Source organism: Paenibacillus tyrphae, from assembly GCF_024158745.1.
Lineage (GTDB): Bacteria > Bacillota > Bacilli > Paenibacillales > NBRC-103111 > Paenibacillus_G > Paenibacillus_G tyrfis_A.
In genome coordinates this window covers 166,660-179,226 of the sequence record NZ_JAMZAW010000007.1, presented here as the reverse complement: position 1 = coordinate 179,226, position 12,567 = coordinate 166,660, and the positions used below count along the sequence as shown (strand labels likewise).

Here is a 12,567-nt window from a genome sequence, read left to right as displayed (position 1 = left end):
CACACGCCCTTAATAAGCTTTTGACAAACGAGATTCGATGCGGTCTAAAATGTACGAAAAGAACATGCTCATAACCCAATACATAATAGCAATGGCAATATAAAAAGGCATCGCAACATAATACTGTGCAATAAGCAGTTGGGCGGAGCGCAGCAGCTCGGTCACGGTAACGACGGACACGAGCGACGTCTCCTTCAGCATCCCGATAAACGTATTGCCCATCGGCGGGATCGCCACACGGGCCGCCTGCGGCAGCACGACTCGCCGCATCGTCTGCCAGGGCGTTAAGCCCAGCGACAGAGCGGCTTCCGTCTGCCCTTTGGGCACGGATAGAATCGCGCCGCGGAATGTCTCGGACAAGTAGGCGCCAATATTGATACTAAGTGAAATAAAGGCCGCTGTGAGCGGCCCGAGCGTAATCCCGTAGTCGGGTAGTCCGTAATAGATAATGAAGATCTGTACCAGAATCGGGGTTCCGCGAATGATGGATACGTAACCTTTGGCCAGATTACTTATGAGCCAATTTCCTTTGAGGCGGGCGATGGCGACGACCATCCCGATGATGAGTCCGAAGAACATCGAGACGATCGTGATCAGCAGCGTATAATACGCGCCCGTCAATAGAAATTGGAAGTTCTGTAAAACCAGTTCCATGCCGTGCATCCTCCCGGTCCGCGCTGATTAGAAGTTCGGGTCTACGCCAAACCATTTTTGGAAAATCTCTTTGAACGTACCGTCCGTCTTCATCTCGGCCAGCGCTTTATTGATCGCGTCGAGTAGTTCCGGGTTGTTCTTGCGGATGGCGATGCCGGCAAAATCCTCTTTAATCGGATCTCCGACCGCTTTGACCTTGAATTGGTTTTTCTCGACCAACGGCTTGATGGCGAATACGTTGTTGATCGTCGCGTCGATGCGGCCGACGTTCAGGTCCTTCAGCGACGTGATGACATCGTTATATGTGGCGATTTCGAACGTGCCGACCTTCGGCATCGCGACGTCGCGCAAATATTTCTCGTCGTTCGTGCCGAGCCCGACGCCGATCTTTTTGCCTTTGAAGTCTTCAAGCTTTTGGATCGTGGTGTTGTCGCTTTTGACGATGACATTCACGGCGTTTTTCACGTAAGGTGTCGAGAAGTCCATCGTTTTCTTGCGGTCTTCGGTGATCGTGACCTGGCTTACGAGCGCGTCGTACTTGTCCTTTTGCAGCCCTTCGATCAGTCCGGAAAATTCGCCGGTGATGAATTCGACTTGAACGCCCAGACGTTTCGCTACCGCCTTGGCAACGTCCGCATCGAAGCCGTCGATCTCGTGCTTGTCGTTCAGGAAGTTGTACGGAGCATAGGTGCCCATGAGCCCGACTCTGATTTTGCCAGCTTTCTTGATTTGCTCAAGCGAGTTAGCGGCGGTTGTCGTCTCGGCCGGTTTCTTGCCGGCGTTCGCATCCGGTGCCGGAGCGGGGGCAGGCTTGGTTCCGCAGCCCGCGATCACGATCGCAAGAACGCTCAGCAGCGAAACGGATTTCACAAATTTGCTTAATTTGATAGACATAACAGTTGCCTCCTTGTGGGTCTTCGTAGATGGGTTATAGGTTATCCGAGCAAGCCCCGGAATTCGAACTTGGCGGTTTCTTCGGCAATTTGCGCCGGCGAATACGTGGATTGGAAACCGACGTCGTGCATGGGTCCGAACAGCCATTTGGCTAGCACGCCGGTAATTAAACAGACGAGAATGTTTGCCCGCAGCGACAAATCGTTCGTCCCCGGCAGCATCCCGAGCTCAATGGCCCGTTGAATGTTGCTTTTGAACGCTTCCTCGAACGCGATCCAGGTCTGCGAGACGGCTTCCCGCACCGGCGGATCGGCGCCTTGGCCTTTCATAAGCAGCAGAGCCATCAGATCGCGGTTCCGGTCGGCAAATGCGAACAGATCCGTAAGCAGCCGCGCGGACGAGCTCACCATGTCGTCTACCGTGCCTGCGTGCTTGCGGTAGCCTTGCTCGATGACTTTGATCAGCTTCTCTTTGCCGCTTTCGATTAACTCCAGCGCGAGCTGTTCTTTGCTTTGAAAATGCCAGTAGAATGTGCCTTGCGACACCCCCGAGGCTTTGACCACGTCGGAAATTTTGGTGCCGTGATATCCCTTGCGGGCAAATAAGTCCAGAGCCGCGGCCATCAGCTGCTGACGGCGATCCTGATCTTGTTCCGGTAAAGCAGGCAGCTTCCATCGCCCCTCTCCACTTAACTGACGAGTCAGTTAAGGTTAATTCCGATGGGTTTACTATATTTTAAACGTGCCTCCATGTCAAGTCCCAATATGCGAATTTTGTCGAAATTTGGAGGGAGTCGTTTATAGGATATCCTAAGGAAAGATAAGTTATCCAGATATTGGGGATAGGTTGTGGACATTTTTTGGCGAAGTTGATTGTATGTGAATTCAATAAAATGTATAATTATGCATCATCATTAAGGGGGTTTTTTTATGCCATTTGTGGTAAGAAATGCCCGAGCTGAGGACGTACCCCGATTGACTGAACTGATGCATGAATATATTGTTGGCTTTTATCAGAAACCATGGCCGGGCACTGAAAAAATACATCATCTGATTTGGGCTCTGCTCAAAAAACAAGGAGGGGTGCAGTTTGTAGCCGAACAAGATGGAAAGATGATTGGTTTTGCCACGTTATACTTTACCTTCAGCACGATGAAAGCCGATAACATTACAATAATGAACGACCTATTTGTGCTTGAGCCCTACCGGGATACGGAAGTAGAGAGGCGGCTGTTTCTGCAATGTCAAAGCTACACGAAGGATCAGGGCTATGCCCACATGACTTGGATTACAGCTCCCGATAATAAGCGAGCGCAACGATTTTTCGACCAATTGGGCGGCGTTCGGGTCGATTGGGTCAATTACTTTATGGTCTGAGCCGTTGCGATCAACAAGCAAAAAGACCCGCATCAATAGCGATAGCGGGCCAAAGCTCTATAGCCGTTGTCACCTACATCAAGCTTAACAATCCCTTAAACCAGACGGTCACATAATGTTTGGTCATCTCGCGAATATCCTCCGGATCGGCGTGCAGACGGATGATCTCAAAATATCCTTCCAAAAAAGCGACGGTAAGCGGCCGCGAAACTTGCGGATTGATCGGGATTGCGTCAAGCGGCGCTGCTGCGCCTGAGGCCGCAGGGGAAAGCTTGCCGTCGGCCGGGGTGGCGTCCGGACAGCGGGAGTTGTAATCGGTCAAATGCATGCGCAGGTGCTCGGTCATCTGATGAACGAGCTCTTCCTTCGTATACTCGTAGCTCGTTCCCTTGCTGCCGTATAGCAGAATGAGCAGACTTTCGCGGTGTGTGCGCAGCAGATCGGACAGGATTTCGCCGAGTTCGTTCATGAAGGATAGCCCGTTGAATTCCGCCGGGGGATTCGCTTCATGGTCAGAAATGAACGTGAGCAGCCGATCGTACGCCGGCTTGGCTACGGCTTCGAACAGCGCTTCCTTGTTCGGAAAATAACGGTATAAGTTTCCCACGGATACGCCTAGTTTAAGGGCGATATCCTTCATCGAGGTTTTGTCGTAGCCTTGCTCCAGAAACGATTCCCGGGCAATGCGAATAATGGAGAGGCGAAGCTCTTCTTTCAGCACCTGCATATCGTGAACCCCCATTCATTAGTGAATATAGGGAAAGCGACCCTTCTTGTCAAGGACTAGGGCATTCGACCTTCGGACCGGCGGTCGATAATCTTCGCCGAATGCTGCGCTTGAATACCTCTTGACAGAAACGGAGAGGCAGGTGTAATGTGAATAGTGAACTTTAATTCATTATTGATCCGGCGGGAAACATGGCAACTTTTCTTATCCCCGAGCCGAGACCGTTCCGACGAAGGAAGCTGCGTTCCCCGGAGCGGAATTGACTTGCTGGCTGAAGCAGGTCGTTTTTTTGGATTTAAAAATGAATTAATGTTCATTTTTATTGACGGAAAGGATGAGGAGCCATGGAACATGAAGCATTTCCGAAAGTAGAGCGGGACCCTGTCTTTGGCGAGGGCGGCGCGGTTCGGCGGCCGGTTGATTTGTTCGATCCGGCCTTCAAGGCGAACCCGTATCCGACGTATGCGTATTTGCGGGATAACGCGCCGGTATATCGGGCAGAGCTGCCGGACGGGCAAGGGATGTGGCTGATTACGCGCTATGATGACGTACAGGCGCTGCTCAAAGACGACCGGTTCGTGAAGGATTTGCGCAATGCCAAAACCCCGGAGGAGCTGGAGCGGCTGCCTAAGCAGCCGGAGTTGTTAGAGCAGCTTGCTCAAAATATGCTCGACTTGGACGAACCGCATCATACCCGTTTGCGCGGGCTCGTGCATCAGGCGTTTACTCCGCGGCTGATCGAACAAATGCGCGAAAAGGTTCGGCGGATTGCCGAGGAACTGCTTGATGCGATGGAGGGCAAGGGAGAGGCGGATTTGATTACCGAATACGCCTATCCACTTCCGATCACGGTTATTGCGGAAATGCTGGGCATTCTGGCGGAAGACCGGCATCTGTTCCGGGGGTGGTCGGATGTGATCGTGGGCAGCTCCGGTATTTTGGAGCCTGACGAATCGCAGCTTGCGGCCACCTTCGCTTTGGCCGATTACTTCAAGGCTCTCTTTGCGGAGCGGCGCAATCGTCCGAAGGATGATCTCCTCACGGCACTCATTCGGGCGGAGGAGGCGGGAGACCAACTGAGCGAGGGCGAAGTGCTGGCTATGGCTTTTCTGCTGCTGATCGCAGGGCATGAAACTACGGTCAATCTGCTCGGCAACGGGACGCTGGCTCTGCTGCAGCACCCTGAGCAGAGGGAAAAGCTTGCTCGCGACCCTGGGCTGATCCCGGGTGCCGTCGAAGAGCTGCTTCGCTATACGAGCCCGGTGGAGATGGCTACGCAGCGTTATGCCGGCGAAACGGTCGAGTTCGGAGGCTCCGTCATTCCCCGTGGGGAACTCGTTATGGCCGTGCTTGCATCGGCGAACCGGGACCCGAGGCGGTTCGCTGAGCCGGACATCCTGGATGTTGAGCGGAAAAATAACCGTCACTTGGCGTTCGGCTCGGGCGTTCACTTTTGCCTCGGTGCGCCTCTGGCCAGGCTGGAAGGACAGATTGGGCTGACGGCTTGCTGCGTCGTTTGCCGCACCTGCGTCTGAAGGTTCCGGCCGAAGAACTGCTCTGGAGGCCCAATCTGGTGTTACGTGGCTTGACGAAGCTTCCCGTAGCGTTCTAAAGGCAGAGGGAGCGGCATGTTCAGCTTTTGCGAAGGTGCTACGCCCGAACAACGGAAAAAAAGGTCAAATAATCGGACGCTTTGGCTATTCGGTATTGTCCGCGGACGTTCTAAGATAAAGGAAGAATACCGAATGCAGAAAGGGTGCTCTTATGGCGACGTTCGATGTGCAAAACGGGCAATTTTGTCTGGACGGGGAACCGATCCGTCTTGTTTCCGGTGCGATTCATTATTTCCGGGTGGTGCCCGAGTATTGGCAGGATCGCCTGCTTAAGCTGAAAGCCTGCGGCTTCAATACCGTAGAAACGTATATTCCTTGGAATCTACACGAGCCGAAGCCGGGCCAGTTTCGTTTTGACGGGCTGGCGGACGTGGTTCGTTTTGTTGAGATCGCCGGTGAGGTCGGTCTGCATGTGATCGTGCGGCCGAGCCCGTACATTTGCGCGGAGTGGGAGTTCGGCGGGCTGCCGGCTTGGCTGCTCGCTGATCCGGGCATGCGGGTGCGCTGCATGCACCGGCCGTATCTTGACCGCGTCGATGCGTACTATGATGTGCTGCTTCCGCTGCTGAAGCCGCTGCTGTGCACGAATGGCGGGCCGATTATCGCGATGCAGATCGAGAACGAGTACGGCAGCTACGGCAACGACCGGGCGTACCTGGTTTATTTGAAGGATGCGATGCTGCAGCGGGGGATGGACGTGCTGCTGTTCACCTCCGACGGACCGGAGCATTTCATGCTGCAGGGCGGCATGATTCCTGGCGTGCTGGAGACGGTGAACTTTGGGTCCCGGGCGGAGGAAGCGTTCGAGATGCTGCGGAAATACCAGCCGGACGGACCGATCATGTGCATGGAATATTGGAACGGCTGGTTCGACCATTGGGGCGAGAATCACCATACGCGGGACGCGAAGGACGTGGCGGACGTATTCGACGATATGCTCCGTCTCGGCGCTTCGGTCAATTTCTACATGTTCCACGGCGGAACGAACTTCGGCTATATGAGCGGGGCGAACTGTCCGCAGCGCGATCATTACGAGCCGACGATCACCAGCTACGATTACGATGTGCCGCTGAACGAATCCGGCGAGCCGACGGATAAGTTTTACGCGGTGCGGGAAACGCTGTCCCGCTACATGGAGCTGCCGCCGCTTGAGCTGCCGCAGCCGATTCCGAAGGCCGCCTATGGAAGCGTGCCGGTTCGCGAAGCAGCCTCGCTATTCGGGCAGTTGGACAGCCTGTCGGAGCCGGTTCGCCACACGTGCCCGGAGCCGATGGAAGCGGTCGGGCAAAACGACGGATTTATCCTGTACGAAACGTTCATCTCCGGACCACGGGAGGAACGGGAGCTTGTGCTGCAGGATTGCCGCGACCGGGCGTTGGTTTATGTGAACGACGAGTTCCTCGGTGTAATCGAGCGCTGGGACCCGAGCAAAAAGGTATCGTTCGCCGTGCCAGAGGGCGGAGCGACGCTGCGCATTTTGGTCGAAAATCTAGGCCGGATCAACTACGGGCCGTTCATGCTCGACCGCAAAGGTATCACGGAAGGCATACGCCACGGCAACCAGTTCCTGTTCGGCTGGAACATCTATCCGCTGCCGCTGGAGGACGTAGCCCCGGTCAGCTTTGACGGGAAGGAAGCGGAGCCGGGATACCCGGGCTTTTACCGCGCGGTGCTGCCGATCGAGGGGCAGCCGGCGGATACGTTCCTGCGCCTCGACGGCTGGAACAAAGGCATCGTGTACGTCAACGGCTTCCATCTGGGCCGCTACTGGAAGCGCGGGCCGCAGCAGACGCTGTATATCCCTGCGCCGCTGCTGCGGCAAGGCGAGAACGAGATCGTCGTGTTTGAGCTTCATGGAACGGAGAAGCGGGAACTGACGTTCACGGACCAGCCGGAGCTCGGACCGGTATCGCAGGTAACGGTATAATAGTATACGATGAGGCCGGTGCCAACCTGACAAGGGTTGGCGCCGGTTTTTTGTGCTTTGTAGGAATATTTGTAAACCCGCTTCAAGATGACATCGGGCTGCGAAACATGTTACATTGAGGGAAAGCGTGGATTTGGCCAGAAGGGAGCGGTCACCGGCATGGACCGTTTATTCCATTTTCCTAATATGACACAGACGCTGCAGGTGACCGGCTGTCACTTCGGCATCAAGCCGCCGGGTTGGCGGTACCCGCGGCATCATCATCATTTGTATGAATTGATCTGCTGCCTGGAGGGCGAATCGGTGCATGACATTAACCGGACCTCCTTGACGCTTCGTCCGGGGGACTGGCTGTTGATCAAATCGGGCATCCGTCACGAATCCGCGGCAGCCGCAAGCTCGCATTACCGATTCTTCAACGTGCACTTCGACTTGGACGACGCGGAGGTGCGGAGTGTGCTCGGGGCTGCGCCTTACTCCCATATTCCGTCCGGATCTGCGAGCCGCGGGAAGCTTCCGTTCTATGTTCAGGAATTGGAAGAAATGATGCGGCATTACGCCGCTCCCGATACGCATGGAGATGTGTCTTGGCACGAGGAGCTGAATCCCCGGTTCGAGGACCGGCTGCTGCTGCAATCTTATACGTTACTCATCGTTCGGGATGTACTTGCGTTAATCCGGGAGCGGGATGCGCACGCCGGTCAAGCCTCGTCCAAGGAGGCTACTTTATTTGCGATCGATGTCGCTCATGCGATCGAAGAGCGGCTAGCCGGAAGCTTTCATGAAGAGGCGACGATTTCCGCCGTAGCCGAGGAGCTGCACCTGAGCCGCAGCCAATGCTCGAAGCTGTTCTCCAAGGTGTACGGCTTGTCGCCTAAGCAGTACGTCAGCCGAAGAAGGCTGAGTTTGGCGAAGGAGCTGCTGGTGACGACGAACCTGCCGATGACGGAGATCGCCGAACGGCTCGGGTTTCAATCCGCGAGCCACTTCTCACGGCAATTCCGCCGATGGACCGGTCAAGCCCCGAGCGATTACAAGCCGAAGCACGACGGCTGCTCGTAACTCCGCGGCAGAGGGGGCGCTTGTTTTTTCGTTTGAGCGCTGCCCCGCCGCGGGGGAGTTGTCCGGTGATTCTTGCCGGCTGCGGCCGCCTCCAGAACGAATAACCTCCAATTTTGGAAGCGCTTCAATTCACTTTGCCCCGAAAGCAGCGGCATCCCTGTTATTCCACAGGCGGAGCAGCTCCGCCTCGCGGGTCGGGTCCAGTCCGGCTTTGCGCTTCTCCTCCGGCGAGCGGCTTCGATCCCATGCGAGGGTGTCGCGAACCGTATCGATTAACGGTCTGGTCGTCAGCCCGGAAGCGAAAGCCTTCGTATTGTCGATGGCGAATAACCCGAGCAAGCTGTCGCTTTGCAGCCAGAGCGGGAGCTCGATCCATTGGCCGACCTGCTGCTCTCTCAAAAACGGCTCGTTAACCCAGGTAAACTCGGCGGGGTTGCTGCTGAACCGGGTGCACGCGTCGACGAGCTGCTCCATCGTTGAGTCGCTACCACTGGCATGAAACGTGCCGACTGTCTGCTTCTCGACCAAGTCGATCACCCACGCGGCGAGGTCTCTCACATCGATCACCTGAATGCGCCCCTCTTTGGGCGGCACCAGCACTTCTCCCCCTTGCGCGATCCGATGGGGCCAGTACGTGAACCGGTCCGAATAATCGTACGGGCCGACGATCAGACCGGGCCGGATGTGCAGCGCTCTGCCAGGCATAGCGGCTTCGACCGTCTTCTCGCAAAGCGCTTTGAGCGCGCCGTAATGCTGCGACACGTCTTCGGTGCTCTCGTCGGCTAGCGTTGCGACAGGCGCGTCTTCCTTTACATGTAACCGCGTTAGATCCTCGTATACCGATACGGACGAAATAAAAGTATAATGTCCTACACGGTCCTTCAGCAGTTCGACGGAGGAGCGTACGACGCGGGGAACAAAGCCGCACGTATCGATCACCGCATCCCACGTTCTGCCCTGCAGCAGCTCAAGCTCGCTTTCCCGGTCCCCTATGATGTGCTCCGCTTCGGGAAATGCGTCTTTACTGTGCCGGCCGCGATGAAAGAGCGTCAACGTATGCCCCCGCTCCAGCGCCGTCTCTGCCAAGAACCTCCCCAGAAACCGGGTACCGCCCAAGATTAACAGGTTCATGAAGCCACCACCTTTATAAAAAAATATATTTACGTAAAAATATTTTATTACGATATGCGTTGGTTGTCAATTAAAGTAAAACGGCCTTCCACTCTCTACATTTGGTTTTAGTAGATCCACTACACATTGTTACCAAATGCAACCTACGCTAAGCGAATTGGGGCCGCAAGCTTCGAATATCATATCAACCCAAGACAATTCTTAAATTAAAAAAGTATCGTCAAATGCGTAAAAGTATCGCAGATGACGGTACTTTTTTACGCACTCGTGTAGTGAAAAATTGTCGATGAGACTAGAGAAAGAATCAATCGCGCTAAAGAAATTATCGATAAGAATGTAGATTTATACGATTTTTTTATTGTATTCAATGACGGATAATCAAGCTACAGTTTCAGTCTGTTAAAGGGGGGGATTTTCAAATTCGAAGATAATAATTTTTAACAAATTGAATGCGCTTACTTTACGATTAAACTGAGCGATTGTGAACTGCCTAGCTATGAAAATCAGAAAAGTGTTTGAAAGGAGCAAAGTGTATGAATAAAAGAAAAACTTTGTTTCAACGGATTAGTCTATTTTTAAGCATCCTAATAGGAATTAGCGGAGTCTCAAACGTTTTGCAAGTATACGCAGAGGAATCGGATACCACAGTTTACTTAGCGAATGACTTCGAGAGTTATACACAGACAGGCGCGCCACCAAGTGGCTTTGAGTTGACCGGTATTGCTGATGTGAAAAAAACCAGCGGGGCATTAAGAGATGGTAATACGGTTCCGAACGGGACAAGTGTAGCATTGCGCATTAACGAATCGGTTCCAGATCAACCCGATGTAGGACTGGCCAAACGATTTGGAACTGACAACTTAACTGGGAAAATTATTATTGATTTTGATATTAAATCATTGGATACCAACGGGTCGAAATTTATTGAAATTAAAGACAGTAATAATAAAGGAATTACGCTAGGAACTCTTGGAGCGGATGGCCTCTTAAAGGTTGGAGATCAGAGTGTGGTGATGACTCCTACTCAATGGCATAGGCTTTCCTTTATGATCGATTATCAACAGTCGGCGCAGACTACGTCTGTATATGTTGACGGTGTAAAAAAATGGATTCCGTCAAGTTATCTAACAGCAGCAGTGCGATAGGAATCAATTATGTCCGGATTCGGCCCAAAAGGAATCTGCCATCAACACTAACCAATGATATGAACGGCACCAAGAGCTTCACAACACTGGTGGATAATATGAGCGTGTATACTGGCACCGAGCTAAAGACCGTGGATGAACTGCTAGCAACGGTTTCGCCGGATTCACTCATGGATTTTAACAATGACCTAGGTATTTCTGTTAAAGACAGACTTGGCGGAGCCTTGACAATGGTGGTCAACAGTTCAAATGTATTGATGGATAATGTGAGAACGGCGTATGCGATCGCTGAATGGAACAAACCGCAAAAAGTAGGGGAAGATACGCTCGTACCTTTGCGTTTTGTAAGCCAATATTTTGGCGTTGATGTACAGGTCAATGGAGGTAGTGCTCAAGCAACGGTGGATGGTCAAGCCATTGTGGTTACAAAGGGGCAAGCCCTTATAGCAGGGCAGTCTTATCTGTCTCCTCACATTCAGTTTACTTCTGATGATGTGTTGGTTCCTGCCAACATCGTTGCAGCAATCATTCATAAGCAAGTATATACGGATCGTAAAGGGAGAGGGCTTATTGTCATTGGCGATAAGACGAAGCCCTTTGACGATGCGCTTGATGTGGTAGATGAAAATATAAAGGCGAAGGACAATGAAAAGTTTTATATCGAAGAGGCGATTAAAGAGATTGTTTATGACAGGCCGACCGGGGATGAAGCCATTGCACAATTGCAAAATAGACATGCGCAGCATCCGAGAATTTTAGCGACACAGTCTGATTTTACCCGAATTAAATCTATGCTCGGAAGTGGAGAAGCGACGATCACCAAGTGGTATGAAGATATCCGAAAACAAGGAGAGCAAAATTTGCTGCTGTCGCTGCCAACTAACGATCTTCCGGACGGCAGAAGAATGGTAAGTTCCAGACAGGTAGGGCCGCTCGTAATCAATTTGGGGATGCTTTATCATTTGAGCGACGACCCATTAAAGAAGGAACAATATAAGCAGAGAATTTGGAATGAAGTGTATACCGTATCGCAGTTTCATGACTGGAATGAAGAGAACGAATTTCTAAATACAGCGGAATTTATGGAGGGTCTTGCAATTGCCTATGATTGGCTGTATGACGCTTGGACTCCGGAGCAAAGAGGTATCCTTGAAAATGCGATCCTTCAAAAAGGGCTTGTCAAAACACTCGAAGCTTATAATAAAAATGTTTGGTGGATTCAAACCTATCCAAGGACAAATAATTGGAACGCGGTATGTAATGGCGCTGCTATTCTCTCTTTGATGGCAATTGGCGATGTGGACAAAGACATTGTCCTTCCTTCAGGCGAAAAGGTAACACTTCAGAAATTTGGCGGAAAAGTGCTGGACATCGCATTTAACGCGCTGGAGGATTATATTTTACTGGAATTCACGCCTGACGGGGCATGGGCGGAAGGTCCGAGCTATTGGGGATACACATTGGAGTATATCGTTAAGCTCATTTCCTCCATGGAAACAGCGCTGGGAACCAGTTACGGTTATGACCAGACACCAGGACTCAACAAAACTGCATATTTTCCATCGTACTTAACCGGTCCGGTAGGTTCCCTAAACTATGGGGATGCTTCAAACGGCAAAATTAGTTCACCAGAAGAATTATGGATCGCGAAGAAGTTTCACGACCGACGACTGGCCTCCGTGCATTTGGATAATAAAATTAAATATAAGAACGCAGGTTCTGAATTAGAAATGCTATGGTATGAGCCAGGTTCTTACACGCCAGGACAGAAACTCGGCCGACGATTTCAATTATGTTTATTTTGAGAATTGGCAACATGTTGAATGTTGGTTTTGAAAAAATCATCCTGCTTTATAACTCGTTGACTTACGATACCGCTGACGTTATTGCTTCATTCGTCTTCCGTAAAGGACTTCTTGAGTTTAATTGGAGCTACAGTACTGCGGTTGGGATATTTAACACCGTTGTCAATTTGACTTTGTTGATCATCGCAAATCGCATTACGCGAAAAATCAGTGAAAACAGTTTGTGGTAAGGA

General features: G+C 52.1%; 11 protein-coding genes and 1 pseudogene. 7 read left to right on the top strand and 5 right to left on the bottom strand.

Annotated features, from left to right (window positions below; all coding sequences use genetic code 11):
- Positions 1-9: 9 nt before the first annotated feature.
- Genes NI000_RS12480 through NI000_RS12470 form a run of 3 tightly spaced genes read right to left on the bottom strand, consistent with a single transcriptional unit; the run spans position 10 to position 2,171 of the window.
- Positions 10-654: an amino acid ABC transporter permease gene (locus NI000_RS12480; protein WP_010500973.1), complete on the bottom strand. Its 645-nt coding sequence runs from the start codon at positions 652-654 to the stop codon at positions 10-12.
- Between the two features lie 27 nt (positions 655-681).
- Positions 682-1,548, bottom strand: coding sequence for a transporter substrate-binding domain-containing protein (locus NI000_RS12475; protein ID WP_253410944.1), 867 nt, complete (start codon positions 1,546-1,548; stop codon positions 682-684).
- A gap of 41 nt (positions 1,549-1,589) precedes the next feature.
- The gene (locus NI000_RS12470) at positions 1,590-2,171 is read right to left on the bottom strand and encodes a TetR/AcrR family transcriptional regulator (RefSeq protein ID WP_253410943.1); all 582 of its coding nucleotides are present in this window, start codon (positions 2,169-2,171) and stop codon (positions 1,590-1,592) included.
- Positions 2,172-2,477: 306 nt separating this feature from the next.
- Here NI000_RS12470 and NI000_RS12465 point away from each other — a divergent pair, with 306 nt between their 5' ends.
- Complete coding sequence (locus NI000_RS12465) at positions 2,478-2,924, top strand: GNAT family N-acetyltransferase (protein ID WP_253410942.1); 447 nt, start codon at positions 2,478-2,480, stop codon at positions 2,922-2,924.
- 73 nt (positions 2,925-2,997) lie between these two features.
- On the opposite strand, the gene NI000_RS12460 is transcribed toward NI000_RS12465, so the two are convergent.
- Positions 2,998-3,651: a TetR/AcrR family transcriptional regulator gene (locus NI000_RS12460; RefSeq protein ID WP_253410940.1), complete on the bottom strand. Its 654-nt coding sequence runs from the start codon at positions 3,649-3,651 to the stop codon at positions 2,998-3,000.
- Between the two features lie 344 nt (positions 3,652-3,995).
- Here NI000_RS12460 and NI000_RS12455 point away from each other — a divergent pair, with 344 nt between their 5' ends.
- From NI000_RS12455 to NI000_RS12445, 3 genes are all read left to right on the top strand, one after another.
- A complete protein-coding gene (locus NI000_RS12455) occupies positions 3,996-5,186 on the top strand; it encodes a cytochrome P450 family protein (RefSeq protein WP_253410939.1) in 1,191 nt (396 codons plus the stop codon).
- Positions 5,187-5,415: 229 nt separating this feature from the next.
- Complete coding sequence (locus NI000_RS12450; protein WP_253410937.1) at positions 5,416-7,191, top strand: glycoside hydrolase family 35 protein; 1,776 nt, start codon at positions 5,416-5,418, stop codon at positions 7,189-7,191.
- A 159-nt stretch (positions 7,192-7,350) separates the two neighbouring features.
- Complete coding sequence (locus tag NI000_RS12445; protein WP_253410935.1) at positions 7,351-8,253, top strand: AraC family transcriptional regulator; 903 nt, start codon at positions 7,351-7,353, stop codon at positions 8,251-8,253.
- A gap of 129 nt (positions 8,254-8,382) precedes the next feature.
- Here NI000_RS12445 and NI000_RS12440 read toward each other — a convergent pair whose 3' ends face one another.
- A complete protein-coding gene (locus NI000_RS12440; protein WP_253410933.1) occupies positions 8,383-9,384 on the bottom strand; it encodes an NAD-dependent epimerase/dehydratase family protein in 1,002 nt (333 codons plus the stop codon).
- 533 nt (positions 9,385-9,917) lie between these two features.
- Here NI000_RS12440 and NI000_RS12435 point away from each other — a divergent pair.
- The 3 genes and pseudogenes from NI000_RS12435 to NI000_RS12425 form a co-directional block, all read left to right on the top strand.
- Positions 9,918-10,529 carry a hypothetical protein gene (locus NI000_RS12435; protein WP_253410931.1) on the top strand — a complete coding sequence of 204 codons (612 nt, stop codon included), beginning with the start codon at positions 9,918-9,920 and terminating at the stop codon, positions 10,527-10,529.
- On the top strand, positions 10,490-12,334 hold the full coding sequence (locus NI000_RS12430) for a stalk domain-containing protein (RefSeq protein ID WP_309247892.1): 1,845 nt from the start codon (positions 10,490-10,492) through the stop codon (positions 12,332-12,334). Before NI000_RS12435 ends, NI000_RS12430 begins: the two co-directional genes overlap by 40 nt.
- A pseudogene (locus tag NI000_RS12425) lies at positions 12,307-12,564 on the top strand (sugar ABC transporter permease); the annotation flags it as partial. The gene NI000_RS12430 and the pseudogene NI000_RS12425, both read left to right, overlap by 28 nt.
- Between the last annotated feature and the right edge of the window lie 3 nt (positions 12,565-12,567).